The 21,757-nt window shown below is 52.2% G+C and carries 26 protein-coding genes; 4 read left to right on the forward strand and 22 right to left on the reverse strand.

What is annotated here, in order from left to right:
- Window positions 1-159: 159 nt before the first annotated feature.
- The 12 genes from HX778_RS21190 to flgB are packed head-to-tail and all read right to left on the reverse strand — an operon-like array spanning window position 160 to window position 9,917.
- Window positions 160-1,167 (reverse strand): hypothetical protein, encoded by a 1,008-nt coding sequence (locus HX778_RS21190; RefSeq protein WP_176982996.1) that lies wholly within the window; start codon window positions 1,165-1,167, stop codon window positions 160-162.
- Between the two features lie 2 nt (window positions 1,168-1,169).
- Window positions 1,170-2,087 carry a flagellar hook-associated protein FlgL gene (gene flgL / locus HX778_RS21195; RefSeq protein ID WP_071842937.1) on the reverse strand — a complete coding sequence of 306 codons (918 nt, stop codon included), beginning with the start codon at window positions 2,085-2,087 and terminating at the stop codon, window positions 1,170-1,172.
- A 20-nt stretch (window positions 2,088-2,107) separates the two neighbouring features.
- Window positions 2,108-3,478, reverse strand: coding sequence for a flagellar hook-associated protein FlgK (flgK, locus tag HX778_RS21200; protein ID WP_176982997.1), 1,371 nt, complete (start codon window positions 3,476-3,478; stop codon window positions 2,108-2,110).
- A 3-nt stretch (window positions 3,479-3,481) separates the two neighbouring features.
- Complete coding sequence (locus HX778_RS21205; RefSeq protein WP_038474843.1) at window positions 3,482-3,871, reverse strand: rod-binding protein; 390 nt, start codon at window positions 3,869-3,871, stop codon at window positions 3,482-3,484.
- A 9-nt stretch (window positions 3,872-3,880) separates the two neighbouring features.
- Window positions 3,881-4,972 (reverse strand): flagellar basal body P-ring protein FlgI, encoded by a 1,092-nt coding sequence (locus HX778_RS21210; RefSeq protein ID WP_144244090.1) that lies wholly within the window; start codon window positions 4,970-4,972, stop codon window positions 3,881-3,883.
- Window positions 4,973-4,984: 12 nt separating this feature from the next.
- A complete protein-coding gene (gene flgH, locus HX778_RS21215; protein WP_038474847.1) occupies window positions 4,985-5,650 on the reverse strand; it encodes a flagellar basal body L-ring protein FlgH in 666 nt (221 codons plus the stop codon).
- 27 nt (window positions 5,651-5,677) lie between these two features.
- Window positions 5,678-6,463: a flagellar basal-body rod protein FlgG gene (gene flgG / locus HX778_RS21220; RefSeq protein ID WP_038474849.1), complete on the reverse strand. Its 786-nt coding sequence runs from the start codon at window positions 6,461-6,463 to the stop codon at window positions 5,678-5,680.
- 18 nt (window positions 6,464-6,481) lie between these two features.
- Window positions 6,482-7,213, reverse strand: a complete 732-nt coding sequence (locus HX778_RS21225) for a flagellar basal body rod protein FlgF (RefSeq protein ID WP_176982998.1) — start codon at window positions 7,211-7,213, stop codon at window positions 6,482-6,484.
- Window positions 7,213-8,406, reverse strand: coding sequence for a flagellar hook protein FlgE (gene flgE, locus HX778_RS21230; protein WP_176982999.1), 1,194 nt, complete (start codon window positions 8,404-8,406; stop codon window positions 7,213-7,215). Before flgE ends, HX778_RS21225 begins: the two co-directional genes overlap by 1 nt.
- Before the next feature lie 35 nt (window positions 8,407-8,441).
- Window positions 8,442-9,116, reverse strand: coding sequence for a flagellar hook assembly protein FlgD (gene flgD / locus HX778_RS21235; protein ID WP_176983000.1), 675 nt, complete (start codon window positions 9,114-9,116; stop codon window positions 8,442-8,444).
- Between the two features lie 2 nt (window positions 9,117-9,118).
- The gene (gene flgC, locus HX778_RS21240; protein WP_038474857.1) at window positions 9,119-9,544 is read right to left on the reverse strand and encodes a flagellar basal body rod protein FlgC; all 426 of its coding nucleotides are present in this window, start codon (window positions 9,542-9,544) and stop codon (window positions 9,119-9,121) included.
- 22 nt (window positions 9,545-9,566) lie between these two features.
- A complete protein-coding gene (gene flgB, locus HX778_RS21245; RefSeq protein ID WP_038474859.1) occupies window positions 9,567-9,917 on the reverse strand; it encodes a flagellar biosynthesis protein FlgB in 351 nt (116 codons plus the stop codon).
- 87 nt (window positions 9,918-10,004) lie between these two features.
- Here flgB and flgA point away from each other — a divergent pair, with 87 nt between their 5' ends.
- The 4 genes from flgA (at window position 10,005) to HX778_RS21265 (ending at window position 12,467) form a co-directional block, all read left to right on the forward strand.
- The gene (gene flgA / locus HX778_RS21250; protein WP_176983001.1) at window positions 10,005-10,520 is read left to right on the forward strand and encodes a flagellar basal body P-ring formation chaperone FlgA; all 516 of its coding nucleotides are present in this window, start codon (window positions 10,005-10,007) and stop codon (window positions 10,518-10,520) included.
- Between the two features lie 138 nt (window positions 10,521-10,658).
- Complete coding sequence (gene flgM, locus HX778_RS21255) at window positions 10,659-10,931, forward strand: flagellar biosynthesis anti-sigma factor FlgM (RefSeq protein ID WP_176983002.1); 273 nt, start codon at window positions 10,659-10,661, stop codon at window positions 10,929-10,931.
- Window positions 10,932-10,934: 3 nt separating this feature from the next.
- A complete protein-coding gene (flgN, locus tag HX778_RS21260; protein WP_176983003.1) occupies window positions 10,935-11,372 on the forward strand; it encodes a flagellar protein FlgN in 438 nt (145 codons plus the stop codon).
- Window positions 11,373-11,429: 57 nt separating this feature from the next.
- Window positions 11,430-12,467, forward strand: a complete 1,038-nt coding sequence (locus HX778_RS21265) for a glycosyltransferase family 2 protein (RefSeq protein WP_052048980.1) — start codon at window positions 11,430-11,432, stop codon at window positions 12,465-12,467.
- Window positions 12,468-12,513: 46 nt separating this feature from the next.
- Here the strand turns inward: HX778_RS21265 and HX778_RS21270 are convergent, their stop codons facing one another.
- Genes HX778_RS21270 through fliJ form a run of 10 tightly spaced genes read right to left on the reverse strand, consistent with a single transcriptional unit; the run spans window position 12,514 to window position 21,753 of the window.
- Window positions 12,514-13,263: an aspartate/glutamate racemase family protein gene (locus HX778_RS21270; RefSeq protein WP_176983004.1), complete on the reverse strand. Its 750-nt coding sequence runs from the start codon at window positions 13,261-13,263 to the stop codon at window positions 12,514-12,516.
- Window positions 13,256-13,960 carry a class I SAM-dependent methyltransferase gene (locus HX778_RS21275; protein ID WP_176983005.1) on the reverse strand — a complete coding sequence of 235 codons (705 nt, stop codon included), beginning with the start codon at window positions 13,958-13,960 and terminating at the stop codon, window positions 13,256-13,258. Before HX778_RS21275 ends, HX778_RS21270 begins: the two co-directional genes overlap by 8 nt.
- A gap of 15 nt (window positions 13,961-13,975) precedes the next feature.
- Window positions 13,976-15,208 (reverse strand): DUF711 family protein, encoded by a 1,233-nt coding sequence (locus HX778_RS21280; RefSeq protein ID WP_038474866.1) that lies wholly within the window; start codon window positions 15,206-15,208, stop codon window positions 13,976-13,978.
- The gene (locus HX778_RS21285; protein ID WP_176983006.1) at window positions 15,205-15,882 is read right to left on the reverse strand and encodes an NTP transferase domain-containing protein; all 678 of its coding nucleotides are present in this window, start codon (window positions 15,880-15,882) and stop codon (window positions 15,205-15,207) included. The genes HX778_RS21280 and HX778_RS21285 overlap by 4 nt, the downstream gene beginning before the upstream one ends.
- Window positions 15,872-16,261 (reverse strand): ParB N-terminal domain-containing protein, encoded by a 390-nt coding sequence (locus tag HX778_RS21290; RefSeq protein WP_176983007.1) that lies wholly within the window; start codon window positions 16,259-16,261, stop codon window positions 15,872-15,874. The genes HX778_RS21285 and HX778_RS21290 overlap by 11 nt, the downstream gene beginning before the upstream one ends.
- Complete coding sequence (locus HX778_RS21295; RefSeq protein ID WP_176983008.1) at window positions 16,251-17,042, reverse strand: NTP transferase domain-containing protein; 792 nt, start codon at window positions 17,040-17,042, stop codon at window positions 16,251-16,253. Before HX778_RS21295 ends, HX778_RS21290 begins: the two co-directional genes overlap by 11 nt.
- Window positions 17,043-17,047: 5 nt before the next feature.
- Window positions 17,048-18,877 (reverse strand): glycosyltransferase family 25 protein, encoded by a 1,830-nt coding sequence (locus HX778_RS21300; protein WP_176983009.1) that lies wholly within the window; start codon window positions 18,875-18,877, stop codon window positions 17,048-17,050.
- A gap of 23 nt (window positions 18,878-18,900) precedes the next feature.
- Window positions 18,901-19,857: a hypothetical protein gene (locus HX778_RS21305; RefSeq protein WP_176983010.1), complete on the reverse strand. Its 957-nt coding sequence runs from the start codon at window positions 19,855-19,857 to the stop codon at window positions 18,901-18,903.
- A gap of 35 nt (window positions 19,858-19,892) precedes the next feature.
- The gene (locus HX778_RS21310; protein ID WP_176983011.1) at window positions 19,893-21,305 is read right to left on the reverse strand and encodes a glycosyltransferase family 2 protein; all 1,413 of its coding nucleotides are present in this window, start codon (window positions 21,303-21,305) and stop codon (window positions 19,893-19,895) included.
- Between the two features lie 10 nt (window positions 21,306-21,315).
- Window positions 21,316-21,753, reverse strand: coding sequence for a flagellar export protein FliJ (fliJ, locus tag HX778_RS21315; protein ID WP_038474876.1), 438 nt, complete (start codon window positions 21,751-21,753; stop codon window positions 21,316-21,318).
- Between the last annotated feature and the right edge of the window lie 4 nt (window positions 21,754-21,757).

Raw genomic sequence — 21,757 nt, forward strand, 5'->3', positions numbered from 1 at the left:
CCCGGACACGTTCACCGTTTTCGGAACGTGCAGGGGAAACAAATGTACGGGTGAACGGAATAACTGCGGCTCGAAAAATATCTCCAGGAAGATTCGAAAGGAAAATGTGACTAAGAGACAACGCCTTTCCAAGGAGAGGGTCGGAGTGAGAGCTCCACCCTATCCGAGTAAATTCTTCACCGTTGCTAGCTGAACGTTCGCCTGCGCGCCCAGCGCACGGTTAAGCGTGGAAAAACTGTCGCCGCTTTTTTCCAGCACGTTGCCCAGCGCCCGCGCCGTTTCCTGCGCTTGCTGTGGGCTATACGGCGTGGCCATCTCATCAATACGGGAGCGAACGCGATCCTGATGCGCTCGCAGCTTGCCGCGCTGCATCGTTATCTGCTCCAGCGCCTGCTGCAGGCGTAATTGCCCGTCGCGGCTGCTGTCCGGACGCGCCGCCAGTTGCACCAAATCTTCCTGCTGAGCTGTCTCAGGCTGAGCCGACAGCACGGTAAACGAATCTGACGGGAAATTATGCCCTTCACCGCGCACGCTAAGCTGCTGGCTGACCTGCTCCCAGCGGGACTCATCGACGCTGAAATTCACCTGCCCGCTTCTGTCGAGGCTGGCGTGAATGCCCATCCGGCCCAGGCCAACGTTAAGACGAGTCAACACGGTACGAGGCGATCCTTCTGCGGGCAAGGCCACGGCGGCCAGCTCTCGCTTTGTGCCGCCTAGCATAAAGATCAGCGTTTCTCCGCCCGGCGCGCTCAGGACCTTCTCGCTGCCCGGCAAAGTGAAATTCACCTGCGACTGACTCTGCAGACGGACGTTGAACTGGCGGTCAACCGTCCCGCCGGAAAGCTGGGTTCGGCGCGCCAGCAGGCGTTCCAGTCCGGCAGCCTGCTCCTGGCCTTTTCCCTGGCTCGCCGCATGGCGCAGCTGCAGAAGCTGCGTTTCAGTGCTGGAAAGATAGCTGTCCGCCTGCTGAACCGCCGTCAGCTGCTGGTTAAGCTGAACGTTGTAGCGGAGTGGACGAGTAGACAACAGCGCCGCTTCAGGAAACGGGCTGCGGGATGACGTCTTCTCTTCCACCTGACGGCGCTGCACGGACTGCGGAGCATTGATATTCCCGCGGCTAAGCGCGGCGGCCTGGGAAGATGTTGTAGTGGCTAAACCAACCTGCATGGTTACATCACGCTAAACAGTGAGAGCTTACTGATCATGCTGTAAGCCTGGTTGGAAATCTGTACAGAATTCATATACAGCTGAAGGTTTACCGTCGCCGTAGCGGGGTCGCTGAAAGAGAGATCGCGTACCACCTGGTCGTTTGCCGCGCTGACGTCGGTATGCGCGTTGCTCAGCAGGGTTAAGCGGTTTTGTCGCCCCCCCACGTCGGTAAAGATCGCCGACACGTTATCCCGCGTGGCTTTGGCGGAATCCAGCATATCGGTGACCTCACTCTTATAATCCGCCGCCGGAATAGCCGGATCCTGCATTTTCTGCGACAGCGCTTTCAGCTTATTCAGCATGTCCAGATCGTCACTGCCGGAAGAGAAGGCGCTGGCAACGTTGGTGTTTTCCTTAATGTTTACGCCGTTCGCCACGGTCGTCTCGCGCGTGCCGTCGTTACCGGCAAACACAAAGGTCTTCGCCGCTGCATCCCACTGCACCGGTTTCGTGCCGGTTTTCGTACCGGAAAACAGATAGCTGCCGTTTTCATTTTGCGCATTCATCGACGCCACCAGCGAGTCCAGCATCGACTCAAGCTCCGCGCCGTAGCTCGCCATATCCTGCTGGCTGTTGGTGTCGTTGGCGGCGGCAAGCAGTTTGTCGTTCAGCGCCAGCAGCTGGTCGTTCATTGCCTGCAGGTGAGACTCCTGGCTTGCCAGCGTCCCGCTGATGCTGGTGATATTGCTCTGATATTGCTCAATTGCCGACTGCTCGCGGTTCAACTGCACCAGGCGGCTGGCGGCCACCGGGTCGTCCGACGGCACGTTAATTCGCTTCTGCGTAGAGAGCTGCTGCATCAGCTTGCTGATGCTCTCGCTGTTTTTGCCCAGCTGGCTGAGCATCTGCGAGGAGTTGTAAAGGCTACTGATTCGCATAGTGTTTATCTTAATCCTCGTTAGAACAGGTTAAGCAGATCGCTGAAGATCTGGTCGCCCGTGGCGATCACTTTCAGGTTGGCCTGGTAGGACTGCATGTAAATCTGCAGGTTGATCGCCTCTTCGTCCTCGTTGACCGCGCTGAGGTTGTCGCGCTGGTTCTGAGCCTGACTGGCCACTGCAATAGCGGCTTCCTGTTCGGTTTTGTTCTGCCGGCTGGCAATCCCGATGCGGGAAATAATCGCCGCAGCGCCCTCGTTGAGGCTCATGTTGCCCAGGCCGCCAATGTTCGTTTTGCTGTTTTTCAGGTCGATAAGAAGCTGCAGGTTATCGCCGTTGCCGGGCTCGCCCGCCGCGCCGGACAGCGCAATCTCATCGGGCTTCAGGTCGGTCACCCGCAGCATGCCCGCGCTGTTACTCGGGTCAAAAACAAACAGCGGCTTGCCCGGATTACCGTTGAGATCAAACCCCTGAGCCAGCTGATTGTTAAACAGATCTGCGACCGCTTCAGCCATGCCCTGAATCGCGCCCTGCATCTCTTTCAGCGTGGTCGTTTCATAGTCGTAGAGCGCGCCAAGCTGGCCGCCCGTCGAAGGATTGAGGCTGAATTCGCTGGTGGAAAACTTCAGGCTGAGGGTGCTGTTGCCGTTGGCATCCACGCCCGCTTTCATTTCACCTGCCGTTTTGCCGCTAACCAGCGGCTGCCCGCCCTTCAGGGCCACGGTGTAGCTCCCGCTGCCGTCTTCGGTAACCTTCACGTCCGCCAGCTCGCTGAGTTTTTTCACCAGCTCGTCACGCTGATCGCGAAGCACGCTGCTGTTGCCGCCGGTAGACTCCAGTTCGATGATTTTCTGGTTGTAGCTGGCAATACCGGAGCTTAGCGAGTTGATGCTTTCCACCGCCGCGTTACGCTGGGTGGAGAGTGAATTTTTCTGGCTAGTGATAAAGTCATTCATGCTGTTAAAACGCGTGGCCAGGGAGCTGGCCTGGTTTAACAGCTGCTGGCGCAGCGCCGGAGATTCTGGCTGCGTGGTCATCGCGCTCAGGGCGCCAAAAAACTCATCCAGCCCGTTACCCAGGCTTGTAGAATCGGTGCCAATCACCTCTTCCAGGGCACCAAGATACTGCTGTCCCGAAGTGAAATAGCTGGCCTTGGTGTTCGTCTGCCAGACCTGGTTCACCAGATACTGGTTGGAGATGCGGCGAATGCTGTCCACCTGCACGCCGTTTCCGGCGGACAGGCCAACCTGGCCCATCGGCCCAATAGCACTTTGCAGCATCCCCTGGCGGCTGTAGCCGGGCGTCAGCAGGTTAGCGATGTTCATCGAGGTGACGCTCATCCCCGTCTGGGCAGCCTGAATGCCGCTGTAGGCAATATTAATGATGCTCATGTTTTATGACTCCTGACCGCGACGCATCACGGGGATGACCGGGGTAGCTAATTCCGAGGGCTGCTGCGGTAAAGCGGCACTTTTTGCCTCAGCCTTAACTCCGGCGGGTACCAGCTGAGCAATAATCATCCCGGCAATGCCGGTGCTGCGCTGCGAAGCCAGCTCGGAGGCCAGCCGATCGTCGTAAAAATCTCGCATCATGCGCTGCTGCTTGCTGTTGAAAGGGCTGTCCTCGGCGGCCATCGCATCAGAGGCTTTGCGCATCTGCTGCATCATCGAGCGCAGAAACATCGCTTCAAACTGCTCGGCAGCCTGTTCAACATTTTGTGGTTTTACCTGCCCGGTCATATCGCCGGGCAGGACGGTTTGCTGCCGGTTAATCGGATTGATCATTTGGGTTCCTTAAATCACCACCAGCTCGGCATCCAGCGCACCTGCTTCATGCAGCGCCTGCAGAATCGCCATCGTGTCATCCGGCGCTGCGCCCAGGCTGTTAATGGTGCTCACGATGCTGCGCAGGCTGGTGCCCGCAGGAATGGTGACCATCTGGCCGCGCCCGCGATTCACGCTGACGTCACTTTCCGGCGTGACCACGGTACGCCCCTGGCTGAACGCGCCAGGCTGGCTGACGTTGCTGCTTTCACGGATGGTGACCGTCAGGTTGCCGTGAGAAACGGCGGCGGCCCGGACCACCACGCCATCACCGATAACCACGGTGCCGGTGCGAGCGTTAAATACTACGCGCGGAGGCTGTTTCCCGGCGTTTACCTGCACGTCTTCCAGCATCGACATAAACCTGACGCGCTCGCCCGGATCCATCGGCGCACGCACCGCCACGTTGGTCGCGCTTTGTGCGGTAGCCGTATTCGCCCCAAAGGTGCTGTTCAGCGCTACCGCCACGTTATTGGCAGTTTTAAAGCTTGGACGCTTGAGGTTAAGCATCACCTGGCTGTTGTCCTGAAAATCGGTTGGGATCTCGCGTTCGATAGAGCCGCCGTTCGGCACGCGCCCTACCGTAGGCGTATTCACGGTGACGCTGGAGCCGCTGTTTCCTTCCGCCTTCACGCCGCCAACGACCACGTTGCCCTGCGCCAGCGCATAGACTTCGCCGTCGGCCCCCCGGAGCTGAGTGAGCAGCAGCGTGCCGCCGCGCAGGCTCTTTGCGTCGCCAATCGAAGAAACGGTGACGTCAATCGACTGCCCGCGTGCATAGCCCGGCGGCAGCGTGGCGCTGATGGCAACCGCCGCAACGTTTTTCACCTTCGGGTCGATTTTGGTCGGCAGCTGCACGCCAAACTGGCGCAGCATGTTGGTCACCGACTGGCTGGTAAATTTCACCTGGTTTTTATCGCCGGAGCCATCAAGGCCGACCACCAGGCTATAGCCCACCAGCTGGTTGCCGCGCACACCCTGGATATCCACGATGTTGCCCAGCGTCTCAGCCAGCGAGCAGGTGCTCCACAGGAGCGTGAGGAAAAGCGCTACGTTACGCATCATCGGCTCCGGTTAGATAGGGAACAGCGGGTGGTTGAAGATACGCGTCAGCCAGCCCGCCGCGTTCGAGTCGCTCAGCGCCCCACGGCCCGCATACGAAATACGTGCATTGGCGATGCGCTGGGAAGAAACGGTGTTATCACGCTCGACGTCATCGGCACGGATCAGGCCCGTGACGCGCATGTACTCGTCGCCCTGGTTAAGGGTGAGCCATTTTTCGCCACGCACCGCCAGCACGCCGTTGGGCAGCACTTTAAACACCGCGACGGTAATCGAACCGCGGAGGCTATTTTGCTGCTGGGAGCTGGCGTTGCCGTTGAAGTTCCGCTCGCCGTCGACGGATCCGCTAAGCTTGTCGACCGAGTGGCCGAACGCCTGCGGCACGCCGATCGTGACGTCGTTTTTCTTACCGAAGTTGGTTCGCGCTTGCTTACTGGCCTGGGTAGACTCATCGAGACGTACGGTCAGGATATCCCCCACGCGGTAGGCGCGGCGGTCCTGGGTCAGCGACCAGTTATAGCCGCCGTTGTAGACGCCACCGCCCTGCACCGCCGTATCCGGCATAACAAAATCTTCCGGCGGCGCGAAGGCCGCATCGTCTTTATGCACCAGCAAAGCCGGGCTTTCGCACCCGGCCAGCATCAAGGCCAGTAAACCGATAACACACTGCTTTTTCATGACTCTCTTCACTTCATTGACCCATCATTACATCGTCTGGGTGACAAACTTGAGCATATCGTCGGCGGCAGACACCATTTTGGCGTTCATTTCGTAGGCGCGCTGGACGGTAATCATGTCCACCATCTCCTCGACGACCTGCACGTTAGACCCTTCAAGCGATCCCTGCTCGAGCTGGCCAAACGCCTCTTCACCGGGGATGCCTTCCACCGCTTCACCGCTGGCGGTAGTTTCGCGATAGAGGTTGCCGCCCACCGCTTCCAGGCCGGCCGGATTGACGAAGTTCACCAGGGTAATCTGCCCCAGCTCAACCGGATCGGTTTCGCCACCAACCAGCGCCATCACCGTGCCGTCTTTAGCAATCTGAAGCTCTTTGGTATTGGCCGGCAGCTCAATTTGCGGCACCAGCGGCAGGCCAGCGGCGTTGGTGATCACTCCTTCCTGATTGCGCTGCAGGTTTCCAGCGCGGGTATAGGCGATTTCACCATCCGGCGTTTCCACCTGGAAGAATCCCTGGCCGGTGATAGCCACGTCCAGATCCTGCCCGGTGTTCTGGATGCTGCCGGTGGAGAACTCTTTCTGCGTACCGACGATTTTCACGCCGCTGCCGAACTGAATGCCGGTCGGCGCGGTGTTGTTCTGATCGAGCTGGCCGCCGGGTGCACGCTGGTTCTGATAAAACAGATCCGAGAACATCACGCGGTCGCGCTTAAACCCGGAGGTATTCACGTTGGCGAGGTTGTTGGAAATCGCGCCCATTTTGGCGTCCTGCGCCGCGAGCCCGGTTTTACTTATCCATAAAGCTGGATTCATCGTTCGTTATCCTTGTAATCAACTGCCGCGCAGCAGGCGATTGCCCGCCGTGGCCAGATCTTCCGCCGCTTTCATCATCTTGATCTGAGCTTCGAACTGACGGTTCAGCGCAATGCTCGACACCATCTCGCTGATGGCCGAAACGTTGGCGCTTTCCAGGTGCCCGGAGGCCACCATGACTTCTTCGTTGCGCGGATTGTTCAGCGCGTTCGTGACGAGGAACCCGGCGCTGTTTTTCTGCAGCTGTCCGGCAGGAATATCCACCAGCTTGAGGCGATCGATTTCCACCGGTATGGCAGGGCCGCCGTCGTCCGGCACAATGCTTATCACCCCGTCCTGGGCAATAGAGATTTGTGAAAATGGCGGCAGCACGATAGGTCCGCCGTCCCCTTCCACCGGCAGGCCGTTAATCGTCAGGTCGCCTTCCGGGCCAACGTCGATTTGCCCGTTGCGGGTATAGACTTCGCGATTACCGCTGCTGAGGGCTATCAGGCCGCTCCCGCGCAGGGCAACGTCGAGGTCACGGCCGGTCTGCTTCATCGCGCCCGGCGTCATATCAACGCCGCCGTTGGTCGGCTGCACCAGATAGCGCGAGTCATACCCCGCGCCTTCAATCTGCTGCGCCTGAGCGCTTTCCAGATCGCTGCGAAATCCCTGGGTATTCACGTTCGCCAGGTTGTTGGCGTGGATCTGCTGCTGGGACAGGCTGCGGTTTGCGCCGCTGACGGCGGTGTAAATTAAGTGATCCATTACACGGCCTGGAACAGCGCGTTCATCATGCTGTCGTTGGTGCTGATAACCTTGGTGTTGGCCTGGTAATTACGCTGGGCGCTCATCAGCCCAACCAGTTCCGAGGTCAAATCAACGTTTGAGGCTTCCAGCGCACCGGCTTTAATGGCACCCAACAGGCCGCTGCCTGGCGCTCCGGTCAGCGGGGTTCCGGAAGCTGCGGTCTGCATCCAGGTGGTGCCATCCTGCGCGGCCAGGCCGTTAGGGTTAGCAAAGTTGGCTAAAATCAGCTGTCCCTGAAGCATGCGCTCGCCGTTGGAGAACGTGGCATACACCGAGCCATCTTCATCGATCTGCTGGCCGGTTTTCGAGCCGGAGGCATAGCCGTTGCCCTTGTTTTTGCTGACCGAGAAATCAGAGCCATACTGCGTGGTGCCGGTGTAGTTCAGGTCAACGGACAACGGCTGCGCGCCAGGAATATCAATGGTCAGATCCACGGCTCCATTGGGCGAACTCAAAATGCCCTGATCGCTGAAGGTCAAGGTTTGGCTCGCCGGATTGGTCATCGGCTGGTCGTCCATGTAGTAATGCACTTCCCAGGTGTTTTCGTCAGTTTTTACGAAATACTGGTTGATGGTGTGCTCGCGACCCAGCGAGTCATAGACCTGCGTCGCGTAAGTGTTGTTGTAGGAAGTGTTGTCTTTAGGATCGAAATTCGCCGTAACGGGCTTCTCCGCGCGGGCATCAAGGTTAGCGGTAAAATCTAAACCATCGGTAGGTTTCGCGGCAATCGAGCCGTTGCTGATGGTTAAATTGCCAACGCTGCCCACCTGCAGCACGCCGTTCGCGTCAACCGGGTAGCCCTGCAGGTTCATGCCGGAACTGTTGATCAGATTACCGTTGCTGTCGGTGCCGAAATAGCCCGCACGGGTATAGGCCGTGGTGCCGGCAGTGTCGCGCACCACGAAGAAACCATTGCCGGAGATAGCCAGATCCAGGCCATTACCGGTGGCATTGATAGCCCCGCCACGGCTGATGCTCTGGGTCATGCCGGTCACCCCCACGCCGAGCGGCTGGCTTTGGGCGTACAGGGCAGCAAACTCCGCCCGGCCGGACTTAAACCCTACGGTGCCGGAGTTCGCGATGTTGTTAGAGATCGCATTCAGCTGTTCGGTGATGGCGTTAAGGCCGGAGGTCGCAATACTAAAGCTCATATCATGTCTTCCTGATTATTTCTGCTGGTCCTGACTCATGCCTTGCCGGCAGGGGCAGATTGTCCAAATTGGGTGATGTAGTTGTAGGCAATTTCGCCCAGGCCCGAAATGTTGAGCATGGTCGGGCTGCCGTCCAGCGGGATGCGCACGTTATTGACGATGCCGCCAATTTCGACCGGAACTTTTTCTTCCCCGGTGTCGGTCACCACGCTAAGCGTGTATTTCCCTTCCGCCAGCCCCAGCGCTTCAGGGTCGATAGCAAAATCCACCTGCCCGGCTTCCTGCTTGCCCAGCTCAATTTTCTGCTCGCTGCCGGCGGAATCCTTGACGATAACGGTAACCACGCCGGCAGCATGTTCCAGCGTCAGGCGGCCATTCACGGTCGTGGCGCCGTCGGAGGTAAAGCTGTCGCTCTGCACCATCACCTTCTGCCCGACCAGATTGCCGGTGCTCAGCGTTTGCAGGTTGTCCATCAGTACCGAGTTGTTGGCCATCAGCCTGGACATGGTTTCCATCGACTGCACCTGGGTCAGCTGCGCCAGCTGGCCGACATATTCGGTGCCGTCCGTCGGGTTGAGCGGATCCTGGTTCTGGATTTGCGCGACCAGCAGCTGCATAAACAGGCCGTTCATGCCCGCCGCGCTGCCGTTATTTGCCACGCCTCCGTCGCCGTTGGCGCTCAAGTTACTGGTGTCGTTATTCACGTTCATTTTCACACTTCTCCAAGGCGCAGCAGGCTTTGCTGCATGCTTTTCACGCTGTTAAGTACGTCAACGCTGGTTTCAAAACTGCGTGAGGCCGACATCATGTCCGCCATCTCTTCCACCACGTTCACGTCCGGGTAATAGACGTAGCCGCGGTCGTCGGCCATCGGGTGATTAGGTTCATAACGCTGCACCGCGTTACCGGTTTCCACCACGTCCATGACCTGCACTCTTGCCCCGGTCAGCGCCCGGTTGCCCATCAGCTCATCGTTTTGATAAACCGAGGCGAATACCGGGCGGCGTGCCTTGTAGACGCCATTCTCAGTCGCCGAGGGTGAGTCGGCGTTCGCCATGTTGCTGGCGATGGTGTTCAGGCGAACGGTCTGCGCCGTCATAGCCGAGCCTGAAACACGATAGATATTGTTAAATGCCATTTTGCATGGTTACCTGAGTTCGTTATTTCCCTTCGATAGCCTTTTTCAGGCCAACAAACTTCATGTTCAGAAACGCCAGGCTTGCCTGGTAGTCCTGCACATTTTTCGAAAACTCAGCCTGCTCCACGTCTAAGGCGACGGTGTTGCCATCGGAAGAAGGCTGATACGGCACGCGATATTTTTCCTGCGGCGAAGGGTCAGTTGAAAAACTCCACGCTGAACGTTGCATCTCCGCGGCAAAATCAATATCTTTAGCCTGGAAGTTTGGGGTGTCGACGTTAGCCAGGTTGGCGGATAGCAGCTCTGCTCGGGAAAGTCGAAGTGCTACTGCCTGCGGATGAACACCCAATGCTTTGTCAAAAGAAATACTCACAGCCCACATCCTCGTGATGAAAAACAACGGCAAAAAAATCGCTAACACATCCTTGTTTAGCAATTACCGTGCCAGAGTTATAACATCATGAATTCAAAGATTTTTACCAGATTCAACAGCGATAAAGGGAAACCCGGTTTCCGCTTCTCCTTCCGCCTTGCTGCCGTGTTGGGTTTGCTGATACTGCCTCCGACGCTGCTCGCCGCGGAACAAAACGTCGTGGTCGCCAAAAGCGCGCTTGATCGCGGCCATGTTCTGACCCAGGCGGATATTCAGCTCAAAGCTCTCCAGGCTTCGGGCCCCCGTGGCGGCTACCTGACCAACCCCAAAGAAGCCATCGGCATGACGCTGAAGCGGCGCCTGCGCGCTGACCAGCCGATTACCCGCGCGCACCTTGACGCCCCGGTGCTGGTTGAACGCGGCCAGCGCGTGCTGATGGTTGCCCTGCAGGACGGCATTGAAGCGAGAACCGTAGGCGAAGCGATGAAAAAGGGCCGCAAAGGCGAAATGATTAAGGTGAAGAACGAAAGCAGCCAGCGGGTAGTCAGCGCCGTGGTTGCCGACGCGGGCGTGGTGCGCATGCTCAACGCCGCTACAAAATAATTTTAATTATGCGATTAAAGTTTCGCTGTTGTCGGGTCGCTTTACACCGGTAAGGGAATGGGAAAGAAGCTTTCCTCCCCCGTGGAATCACCTTGCACTCAATAAAAAACAGAACCACCGAGCAACCGGAGAACAGCGATGAAAGTGAATACAACCCAGTACAGCCCTGCCATAACTGCGCTTAGCACCCACACCGCCGGGCAAACTCGCCCACAGGCCGAAGAAAGTGCAGGCAGCGAAAAAACTCGTCCGGTAGACCCGGTTCTGGGTGAGGCACAGCAGAACATGGCCGCGATGCCGGACATTGATATGGCCCGCGTTGAAGCGATGAAAGAAGCCATCAGCGCAGGAAAAATCAGCATCAATCTGGATGAGTTGACCGGCGCGATGCAAAAATACTATCAGAGGTAGGTTATGAGTAATGCAGCCCAGGACGTGAAGCAGTTAATCGAAGATATGATTGCCGATCGTAAATACTACACCGAGCTTAACGCCCTCCTGGAGCAGCAGCGTCAGCTTATTGTTGGCCGCCGGTCGGCAGAACTGGATCAGCTTAACGGTAAGCTGATTCATATTTATGAGCGCCTCGCCGCAAGCAGCCAGCAGCGATACGCCACGCTTGCTGGTCTCGGCGTTCCCGCAGGCCCGCAGGGCATAAAAGCCTTATTCTCTCGCCTGCCAGTTTCACATCAGGGCCAGGTCAGCGCGCTCTGGGAAGACCTTGAAACACAGGCCACCCGCTGCAAAACGGCCAATGAGGGGAATGGTTTGCTGCTGGGCATGCAGCAGGAGATTCTGGAAAACCTGGTGAACAGCAGCGAGCCGGAAAACTGGCTTTATCAGCAGGTTTAATCTATGGCTACGCAAAACACGACAGGCCTCGCCAGGAAAACCAGGTGAAATAATGAAATGGAAAAGATAAGTATTATTGTTTCAGCCTATAATGCGAAGAAACACCTTCATGCGTGCCTCAGCTCCGTGCTTAATCAAACTTATGATAACTATGAAGTTATTATTATTAACGATGGTTCTACGGATACGACGGAACAAATCGGCAACGAATTTGTTCATGCCAACGATAAATTTACCTTAATCAATATTGAAAATGGGGGACCAGGCAAGGCCAGAAATAAAGGTCTCGATATCGCTCAGGGCGATTATATTCTATTTCTGGATTCGGACGATCGTCTGGTTCCGGGCTGCCTGGAAACTGCCGTTAAAGCCATTAAAAAAAACAACCTTGATATTATATTTTTCCATACACGCCTTGAATATACTTGTGCTTCACTACGCAATAATGATGTCGACAATTATTACCGCTATCCTGTTGAAACCATAAATTCACCTACAACAGCAGAGCGGTTTTACCGTCAGTGTATTATGTCACTATGTCAGTCAGGATTTGGTTATCCTGTCGTGGTTTGGGGCTATATTTTTGCTCGTCAAAAATATCAGCAGCAGCGTTTCACTCAGCACATTTATGAAGATGAATTTTTTACCACAATGCTACTTTTATCCGATCAGGATGCCAAAGTTAGCTGTCTGAAAAATAAATTGCATATTCATACTTTACACCTAGCGTCTTTAACTCAACAACCGCTAACGCAAGACAATATATATACGATGGCCTGCGTCGCAACTGAATTAATACCACTCATCAATGTAATTGAAAACAAAAAAACTCGCCACTGCCTTGCCATTAATATAACAATATTAATCTTAAGCGCCATTAATAAAAACGATCGCCTTCTTCGTGATGCAATCAATCCAATGGAGTTAATCTTCTCACTTGTTCAGCATACTTTGTCAGAACAGAATCAGACTTTTACCACACCATTAGCCGAACTGATTATTATTGTCATTACAACCATTGCCGATCATTATCAGATCAGAGAAACACCAGAAGTCATCAATATCATTAAAATGATTCATCAATATAAAAATTAAGTTTTGCACAAACAGACTTCTTCACATTTCAAGAAGTCTGTTTGTATTATCTAAGCCGGTCCTTTCGAAAATTAATTTCCCTGAGTGCTGCACGCGCCAGCGCCTCATTTGAATCAATAACCTTTACGTCTTGCCACAAAGAATGGGTTTTAATTAAACTCAATTCTGTACACGCCAATATAATTGTATCAACACTTTGATTGCGCAGTACATTAATAAAACATTCAAGTTCAGCATATAGCGAATCTGTAATAGTCTGAGATACTTTCAACGCCGAAATACATTCATTAATTACAACCTGATGTTGACAGTTCAATACATGAACGCTGTGGCCCGCCGCAGTTAGCGCATGTTGATATAATCCGCTAAGAAGTAAATCTTTTGAACCTAATATTGCCACTCTTTTTTTAGAAGCAGAGAGACAACTTACCGTTTCGTTAATAATACTTAATACAGGGATCGTCGCATTCTCTCCCCAACCAGAGAAGAGAATATGTGCAGTATTACAGGGAACAACTGCAACGGTAGCACCTGATTTAGCCAACTCATTAATAGACTCAAAAATAAAAGGTGAAGGGTTTCGCTCTCCCAACTGCAAGTGCCGTCCCCGGCTGGGAATTTTACTGTTACTATCAACAATTACTCGAGGGTAATCCCAGTCTTTCTTAGCATCAATAAGCGAATAAACCTGTTGGCAAAAATTAAGCGTCGCCCAGGGAGCAACGCCAACAACGCCAATTACACCTTCATTTCCGGGCCAGGTGACATCAGAATGCACAGGAACAATATTAACCATGACACTTACCAAAATAATACAAACGCAGCCGCGTTTCTGGATATTTATTCAAAACATGTCCTTCAGGAAACATATTTTCATCCTTGAGTGTTTCAAACCCTACCCTCTTGAAAACAGCCTTATACTCTTGAGCCGTACGGTAAAGTGCTGAGTATTCAGTTTGTAATAGTTCAGAGAACTGATTATTGATCTCATAGCGTTCAGCCAGGCCTGTACCATCTCGTAGCATAATGATAGTGTCGTCATGAACAACGTTTTTTAAATTACTGATTAACGTTTCTACCTGCCGATCGTTCAGGTAGACAAAAAGCCCAGAGATGAAGATAACATCGAACCGCTCATTACTGCGGAAGTCCTCAGCGCCAGAAACAATGAACTCAATGTTTTCAGCCTGCCGTGATTGCGCTTCAAGCCTGCCGATCTCAACCAGCGGCTCAGAATACTCGACGGCAACGATACGCGAAGCACCCTGTGCATGAAACCTGAATGTCCACTGGCCTACGCCAGCGCCAAGGTCCAGAATAGACTTCCCTTTTAAGGATGGCAGCCATGAGAAGACTTTCGCCGTTTCATCCTGAACTTTTATTTTCAACAGTTCAGGATCATGTTCCATATTCACAATGCTTTCAAACGGCAGCTTATTGTATAAAGCAGAACGGCTATCCCAAAACTTTTTTACTTTACTTTCATTTAACATCACTTAATCCACACGTTAGTTTTTATATTTCCAGTTAGCAGCATGTTCGCAAAAATGCACATCTGTTTTATCAATATTTATTACGCGACTATTACAGAGAAAATCAAAGTTAAATTGCGTAAACTCATTAACCTCCTTTCCAGGGATCGGCAACAGGCGTACACCCAGAGGTTTCTTTAATCGTACGGCTAGCGCGGAAGTATCCAATATAATCGCGGAAATATCCTCGACCAGCGTAGAGCCTGGAATGGGTATCATGTCCAATCCACATCCACACACCGTTGACCACGCATTAAGCGTGTCGATGCTTAATCGGCGACGATTATTAGCACTCGCTAATTCGTCATCCTCAAGTACGGAGAACATGACACCATTAAAACCCGTAGCTAAGGCGTTGCTGCGCTTAACAGCAGTTTTAATGCAGTTTGTCAGAATACTGGTCAGGAATAATGTTCCCTGACTCCCACTCGGACGCGCGCCCAGATTTGACAACAGTTTTCCGATGGAAATATCGCCATCCGGGAAAGGGGCCAGTGAAGCATCGAGACCGGCATATTCAACACCCGTTTTAGTGGCCAGCTCTCGAGCAAAAACATTTATCGCTTCTAAGCGTGCCTGTAAGTCATCAATAAACCGCTCCGCAAATATCTCGAGGGATATTTTTTTCTTCAGTACATCTTTACTAAGCTTTAAAGCCAAATCCGTCGTTTCCAACGCGAGGCTGAATTTAAACGTTTCCCCCTCATGGCGTGAAAACGGAAAAAAAGGGGCGTTTGGAGGACAGGCGCAGGAAGCCCCGACGCGGAAATTATCAAAACCATTGTTGCTTTTACGAGACACATTCTGAATAAAGCGTGCCGCATGGCGGCCAGCCTGAAGGCTAATCTGCGTTTCATCCGCCACCATAAGATTAACAAACATTTTAGAATGGCTAAAAAGTGCGGCAAAAGCCAAATCTAAACGCTGCGAGAAATGGGGGCTGCCAACCATATCAATGGGCAGACAAAACCAGCGGATCCCCTGTTGCTCGGCCATTCGACTGATTGATGCCAGTTTTGCCGGCAGCGCAAAAATATCGTCTTCCTGCGCCTCACGCAGAGTTTGAAGCGACATTCGAGTTGTACGCAAAGGCCAGTTTCGTTCTAAGAGCAAGGCCTGCACGCCGGTTTGAAAGGTTTGAAGAACTGACCCGATATCAATGGCAGAAGCATTATTACTGGGAACGCCGAGGGTGATCGCTCGAATCATTTTGCTAAAGCTTCCTTCATCAGTCTCAAATAGTCGGCCGCGCTGTTAATTTCTTTAAAATAATTCCGACCAACATCATGAGCGTAAACTAAAGTCTCTTCGGTACAAGGTAAAGCCTGTGCAACAAATAGATTACTGTGACATAAACATCTATTTCTCCATTCGCCGAGCAGTTTTTCATCCGATAGTTTAAACAACCCCATCGCTTCGGGATGACTGACGGAACGTATAGGCCCTTGATACGTTTCGATTATTTTTTCTTGCTGACCCATTGCACAGTGAATAGAACTTAGCATACGGTTATCACGATTCTGCGTTAGAACAATATTATTCTTTCCGTTATCCATCTCGCTAATTAGTTTACGGTTAAAAAACATATCACCTGACACCACATAAGTGGGATCCATATTCTCTAACAGAGCAAGGCCAAGACTCATGGCATTATTTGTTGTCGCCCAATCTTCATTCAATACATAATTCAACTGCGGGTAACGCTCCATAATTTTCAGCGCACCATACCCCACGACAACCGTAACTCTCTTACCAGCGAATGCCTCTATCGCATAATCGAGGATGGTTTTTCTGGTTACCGGATGCTTAATTAAAACTTTGTTTTTTCCATCTAATTGCAGGCTTCTTCCCGCTGCAAGAATAATTGCATTTTCAACCATCATATCCCAACTCCTGCAAAGTAAAACGGCAGGCCGGCATCGGGCTAACAAAATCGTGCTTTACTGTTTTGTATGGATAAATATCATTACGTAATGCTTTTTCGGTAACATCCTGCCAGTCAAACTGATACTTTTCACGCAAAGAACGCAGGGGCACCTCAGGGTAATCAAATTTCACTACCGGTACTCTTTTTAACCCCAGGCGTAACGCAACCTCCATTCGATGCTGTCCGTCCAGCACTAAATGATGGTTCAGATCCAGAGCTAAAGGTTTGATCCATACCCCTTCAGTTAAAATTTTATTACACAACCATTCAACGCGGCTCGCGCTGAACCGTTCAATATGTCGTAATAAATTTGGATCGCAAAAATTAATTTCCATTTTTTTTACCATTAACATAATTTGATATTAATGCGAGATAATCATCGCGGGCAGATTGATACTGTTCAGCCGTGTTAAAAGAACGTGCGTATAGTTGAGAAATATCTACAGTCACGCAGGGTAATTCCTGGCGGTGATGGACCCATGGCACCATATAATATTGTTGCAGGCCTTTCTTGAGCCAATTTTTTCTGAGGGAACGATCGCAATCCACTTCCTGGGGTGAAACACTAAGGATTCCGACCATTTTATACCAATTATCATATTTCTTATTGTAATGAGGCTGATAGGAAACTTGGGTAATCATTCCATCCGGCTCCTTTACCTCAACAATTCCGCCAGTCAATTCGGGACTATAGCGACCATGTGTAAGCCAGAAACTATGATTTGCTTTCTCATGTTTTTTTATTCTATCCCAAGCATGAGGATCAAGTAGAATATCTGTTTCTATAATGGTATAGCCACGCTGTGGATATTTTAATGCTTCCACACCAAGTTCTACTGAAAGAATATTAACATCAGTTTCATAAAACTCATTATGCACAAAAGTAATATTATTTTTTGGATAACGATTGCGGACCCACTCTTCAATCTTATGTGCCTGATATCCGGTAACCAGCACCAATTCACGCCCGGTATCTCTCATCAACGGTGCCAGAAGTGTATCAATAACAGCAGACTCGCCGACAGGTAGTAAACATTTCGGGTAATTGTCCGTTAACCCACCCATTCTTTTTCCCTGCCCTGCAACCAGCAAAATAGCAGCTCGCTTTATCGGCATATCAACTACTCCGATTCCAGACTAAATGATTTTTTGATTATCTCGATAATCGCATGCCCCGCACCTTGCGGAGCAAAATACAGCTCTCGTGACAAAGCGGCAAGGCGCTCTTTTTGTTTTACATCATTTCCCGAGATGACATTTGACACAAATGTGTAGAGATCTTTTTCGTTCCATGCCACATCATAGTCATGATAAATAAAGCTTGCGCTGTTATTAATACCTAATCGTTTTTCATGAGTAAGCAATAGTATCGGTTTGCGTGATGGTAAATACTCCAGCAGGAATGACCCAACGTCAGCCATCAGCGCATCTGACTGAGAATAGGCCATTTTATAGTCGGCACCAAAATCCCATATAACGTTTGACCGATTTTGTGTAAACGCTAATAGCTGTGCATATTGTTCTTTGACTTTGTCGCCAAAGTGATTTATCCATTGAATGAACAAGGGATGAGGGCGAATAATAACATTCACTTTCCCTTGATCTATAATATCCATTATCGCGTGAGCATAGAGATCGAATGTTGACCAACGAGGGTCGTTTTCAATAATATATTGCGGTGCCCACAGAAGCGTTTTCAAATTATTCGTAAAGACTGTTTTCTCTGTAGAGCAGTAGCGTTCATGATAATGGTCAAATTTGGGATGACCAACCACATGAACATGATCCTTACCCGCTGCGCAATGCAGTGCGAATTCATTTTTATGCCGCTGTGAACGAACGAAAATCCAGCTGGCAGAATTATGGCAGGCCATGTTGTACTGGAAATTTGTATTTAACTCACTCGCCCCCATATCCAGCCCATAGGGGATATACGCAATTTTAATACCGTTACGGATTAAATTTGCACAGCTAAATATACTCGGTCGATTTACGTCATACGGATTCTGCAGAAATACAACATCTGGCTTTCTTTCGTACAGATTATAGTTTTCATAACCGTAATAAGGCACTTCGCATTCGTCCAGAAATGCTCTTGCTGCCATATTAGTAGGGTCCGTAGAACCTTCCGAGGTAAATGGAATAACAATAATTCTACAATCGAATTTATCATCATTGCGCAGAGCGTCGATCACCGTTTCAAAATTTGTCCAGCCAGGAGACCATTGAAAAAGGATATCAACTTTGATCTTCTGGTTGCCAATACGCTTTTTGACCTGCCGTTGCGTTATTTCATTTAGCGGCTTAGCAAACAGGCCACGATAGTCGACATACTGGCCCTCAATATCGCTTTTATCCGGCTGCTGATAGCCCACATTAGGGAAAATCCCCAACCAACAATCCCGCAACATAGACTCGTGCCAGTAGACATCGAGTGCGTATTCATGCTGTTGCCCCCCCTGCAATAAAGCATTTATGCTCTGGGTGTAAACATGCTGGAGCTGTTGATAATAGTTTTGGTTAACAATATAGGCGCATGCACACCACGCTTTATTAGCCTTAACGATATAATCAACGCTGCCCAATTGGGTCACATTTTGATAGTTCGCGGCCAAAAAGCCTACGTCCCAGTTAACATGGTTTAATGCATTGAAATATTTATTGATTCTCTGGTACGCATCATCATCATGGTGAAAAGCAATATCATCTTCAAGGATCAGAACATTTTTCCACCCTTCTTTATCCGCCATGTGCAGAGCATGAAGGTGTGACATAGCACACCCGATATAACCAGGCGAATACTCAATAGCTTCAAGGCGAAAAATTTTATCCTTTGGGATCCCTAGCTTTTTTAACTCTCTGGAAAGATAAAGTCTTCTGTCTTTTCTTCTGTTCAGATTGATATAGATGACTTTATCAATAAAGTCCCAATTGATTGTAATCATGGTCATTCTGCTCTTATCCGCAAACGACCTTAAGGCCGATCAATAAGTAACGACAGGCCAACCAACAGGCTAAAGTCTGACGAGACTGCAGCTGCCTCAGCCTGTGGGCAATTACCGTCCCAGCCAAACCAGGCACTGAATAAAGTAACGATCTCCCCGTCGCTAAGCATTTGACGATCGGCGACCCAGACAGCGAATAGCATTTTTAGCTGGAAGAACTGGCGCGTCAGAGCCTGAAACGCCAGACCGTAATTTTCGCACTTAATGCCAGGGAAAACGTTCTGGTATAGACGATAAATAAGGACATTACGCAAAATATGAGGCTGTTCAGTAAGCACCTGACACTTCGCCAGGTTCTGCTGTAGCTCCTGTAAACGCTCGCTCAAACGATTGGGCTGCATGATGTTCAGCTCACTGAGCTTCAGCATCATCGACATCTTGTCGGCCATCGGCAAATTCAAATTCAGGCGCATCGCGCCCATTTCTTTAAGCGCTGCTAGTCGGTGTTCTTTTATTATAGGCAACATCGTTAACTGCTCTTCCAGCACGCCGTGTTCGGCCAGTTGAGCAAGCTGCTCACCCATCGACATCAACAGCGCAGGATCGCGCTTGTCATCGACAAGATACTGCTGCGCTTTGCTCAGCAGCACGCCGATAGCGTACAGGCTCACCTCAAGGGAAAGCGCCGGGTGCACTGCCAGATTTATGCACTGCTGGTTGAGCATTTCATCCCATGCCGTCAGCTCAACGGTGCCCTGCACCTCGGCCTGGGAGATTTGCAGCTCAAACGCCTGCGGATTAAACAGCAGTTCACGGGCAACGCTTTCGCAGCCGGGATCCAGGCTTTCGCGTAGCTGAGTGGTGAGCTTAACGTTGGCCTGCGGCCAGCCTTCGCTCGCCCGGCTACAGGCCGGGCAGGAGCAGGCTTCGCTTCGGGCGGCATGGCGAAGAACAAATTCAGGTTGATAACGTTCGATGATTTCCATTTCTCTCTCCAGGGCGGCCACGGCCTTCCCTTTCTTTATCTGTGTTTACGGAAAAACCAGTGGGTGCAGTCGACCGGCTGGCCGCTCTGGCCGTCCAGCGTTTGCTGGATAAACGCGAAGCTCGGGTAGAAGCCGAGCCAGCAGCTTTGTTCAAACAGAGGCTGCCAGGCCTCATCGCGGGTTTGTGCCCCAGCGATGGCTTCACGATATGCATCGAGCAAGGTGGCGTAAAAACTGGCATTCACGGCGTAGGCACAGCCATTTTCAGAGGCCTGCACGCGCACCACGCCGGGCAGCGATTTCATCAGCCGCAGTTCACCGTACTTCCCGCCAAGCATCAGCGCCTGCCAGTCGATATGGTCAAGCTTGGTCAGCAGGGCGTTCACCTGCTGGACCGAGTTCTCTTTCTTTACAAAATGCACCGCCGCATCCAGCAGCACCACGTTACGCCAGCCATCACGCTGAGCCTGTTCCAGTACCGCGCAGTGGGTTTTCAGCTCGGCAAGCGCCGGATCTTCGTCCTGATGAAGCGTCACCGGCAGCAGCTGGTCGGCTGAAAAACCAAAGTCGAGAAGCCCCCGGCATTGCGCCTCCAGCTCCACTTCCTGCTGCGTGGGGTAGATAACCGCAACTTTGTCGAATACCGACCAGTGGACCTGCTGGTTAAGCGGCGCGCGGCTTAAGCGTCGGTAATGCGCCAGCAGATTTTCGTCCTTCACCAAATCCTCAAGGCGCAGATCCACCGGCGTGCTGCTGCCCATAATGAAGTCTTTGTCGTAGGTGTTGCTGCTGTGGGAGATACAGACAATCGCCTTCTCAGGCGCAATTTGCAGCACCGGCGTGGTGAAGTTATTCAGAAACGCTTGCTCCTCCGCGAGCGTCTCTTCGTCCTTATAGCGATTTTTCTTCAGCAGGTTGCGGTGCAGCCCAAAGGTGCCATTGAGCGCATGCCGTGGGCCAAAGGGATGACTGAGGTACATTTTGTCGAGGTGGCTGTACCAGACGTAAATCTGGTCGCAGCCGGAAAACAGCGCGTTATGGCCCTGCATTTCCGCCACCTGGTGCGAGATTTTTTCCGGCGGGTAATAGTCATCATCGTCAAAGCTGATGATGTATTCCCCGGTTGCCAGTTCGTTGAGCATATTGCGTTTGCGCCCCAGCGCCAGGCGTTCCGGGCTATGAATGTAGCGCACGTTATGCAGCGCCGGGTCGACCATCATGTCGATCAGATCCTGGTTACTCTCGGCGGAGTCATCCAGCACGATCAGCTCGCGCTTATCCGCCGGATAGTCCTGATACTGGTAGATGTAGAGCAGGTACGGCAGAAATTCACGTCGGTTCCAGGTCGGGCAAACGACGCTGACAAAGGGCGTTTTTTGCGGGGCGGCGGCGCGCTGACGCTTTAACAGGTTATCCAGCAGGGTGCTGCGGTTAGCGGTAGGTTTCATGGGTTAACTCTTAGCGGTGAGCGAGCCGCTGGCGCAGCCAGCACTGAGCGGAAACGGCATCCGTCGCCTTCCGCTCGCGTCGCTCTTGTTCTGCATGGCGCTCGCTGCGCTTCGCGTCGAGCACCACCTCAAGGCCTTTTTCACGCTTCGCCTCCTGCAGCAAAGCGCCCTGCAGCTGGCGGGCTTCCAGCTCGGCCAGCGCGTGCTCCTGCTTCTGCCAGTCGATCACTCGCTGAAGGGTGCGCTTGTAGCCCGAGTGGTTCACCATCTGCAGCGCGGAGTTGCCGCTCTCCGGGCTTATACCGGCGGCAAGCGACGTCAGCGTGCTGATGTTTTTTTCATAGCGCTGGCACAGCTGCTGCTGGGCGTTTAACCGCGCGCCGGTCTCTTTTACCGCCCGGTTGCGTAGCGTGTGCAGCTGTTCCAGCGTGGCAATCAGTTTGCTCATGGTC

The sequence above is a fragment of the Cedecea sp. P7760 genome, from assembly GCF_013386425.1.
GTDB classification, from domain to species: Bacteria; Pseudomonadota; Gammaproteobacteria; order Enterobacterales; family Enterobacteriaceae; genus Cedecea; species Cedecea selenatireducens.

Coding starts and splice junctions, on each gene's coding strand:
- HX778_RS21190 (WP_176982996.1), bottom strand. CDS start 1,167: ATGCAGGTTGGTTTAGCCACTACAACATCTTCCCAGGCCGCCGCGCTT.
- flgL (WP_071842937.1), bottom strand. CDS start 2,087: ATGCGAATCAGTAGCCTTTACAACTCCTCGCAGATGCTCAGCCAGCTG.
- flgK (WP_176982997.1), bottom strand. CDS start 3,478: ATGAGCATCATTAATATTGCCTACAGCGGCATTCAGGCTGCCCAGACG.
- HX778_RS21205 (WP_038474843.1), bottom strand. CDS start 3,871: ATGATCAATCCGATTAACCGGCAGCAAACCGTCCTGCCCGGCGATATG.
- HX778_RS21210 (WP_144244090.1), bottom strand. CDS start 4,972: ATGCGTAACGTAGCGCTTTTCCTCACGCTCCTGTGGAGCACCTGCTCG.
- flgH (WP_038474847.1), bottom strand. CDS start 5,650: ATGAAAAAGCAGTGTGTTATCGGTTTACTGGCCTTGATGCTGGCCGGG.
- flgG (WP_038474849.1), bottom strand. CDS start 6,463: ATGAATCCAGCTTTATGGATAAGTAAAACCGGGCTCGCGGCGCAGGAC.
- HX778_RS21225 (WP_176982998.1), bottom strand. CDS start 7,213: ATGGATCACTTAATTTACACCGCCGTCAGCGGCGCAAACCGCAGCCTG.
- flgE (WP_176982999.1), bottom strand. CDS start 8,406: ATGAGCTTTAGTATTGCGACCTCCGGCCTTAACGCCATCACCGAACAG.
- flgD (WP_176983000.1), bottom strand. CDS start 9,116: ATGAACGTGAATAACGACACCAGTAACTTGAGCGCCAACGGCGACGGA.
- flgC (WP_038474857.1), bottom strand. CDS start 9,544: ATGGCATTTAACAATATCTATCGTGTTTCAGGCTCGGCTATGACGGCG.
- flgA (WP_176983001.1), top strand. CDS start 10,005: ATGAATTCAAAGATTTTTACCAGATTCAACAGCGATAAAGGGAAACCC.
- flgM (WP_176983002.1), top strand. CDS start 10,659: ATGAAAGTGAATACAACCCAGTACAGCCCTGCCATAACTGCGCTTAGC.
- flgN (WP_176983003.1), top strand. CDS start 10,935: ATGAGTAATGCAGCCCAGGACGTGAAGCAGTTAATCGAAGATATGATT.
- HX778_RS21265 (WP_052048980.1), top strand. CDS start 11,430: ATGGAAAAGATAAGTATTATTGTTTCAGCCTATAATGCGAAGAAACAC.
- HX778_RS21270 (WP_176983004.1), bottom strand. CDS start 13,263: ATGGTTAATATTGTTCCTGTGCATTCTGATGTCACCTGGCCCGGAAAT.
- HX778_RS21275 (WP_176983005.1), bottom strand. CDS start 13,960: ATGTTAAATGAAAGTAAAGTAAAAAAGTTTTGGGATAGCCGTTCTGCT.
- HX778_RS21280 (WP_038474866.1), bottom strand. CDS start 15,208: ATGATTCGAGCGATCACCCTCGGCGTTCCCAGTAATAATGCTTCTGCC.
- HX778_RS21285 (WP_176983006.1), bottom strand. CDS start 15,882: ATGATGGTTGAAAATGCAATTATTCTTGCAGCGGGAAGAAGCCTGCAA.
- HX778_RS21290 (WP_176983007.1), bottom strand. CDS start 16,261: ATGGAAATTAATTTTTGCGATCCAAATTTATTACGACATATTGAACGG.
- HX778_RS21295 (WP_176983008.1), bottom strand. CDS start 17,042: ATGCCGATAAAGCGAGCTGCTATTTTGCTGGTTGCAGGGCAGGGAAAA.
- HX778_RS21300 (WP_176983009.1), bottom strand. CDS start 18,877: ATGACCATGATTACAATCAATTGGGACTTTATTGATAAAGTCATCTAT.
- HX778_RS21305 (WP_176983010.1), bottom strand. CDS start 19,857: ATGGAAATCATCGAACGTTATCAACCTGAATTTGTTCTTCGCCATGCC.
- HX778_RS21310 (WP_176983011.1), bottom strand. CDS start 21,305: ATGAAACCTACCGCTAACCGCAGCACCCTGCTGGATAACCTGTTAAAG.
- fliJ (WP_038474876.1), bottom strand. CDS start 21,753: ATGAGCAAACTGATTGCCACGCTGGAACAGCTGCACACGCTACGCAAC.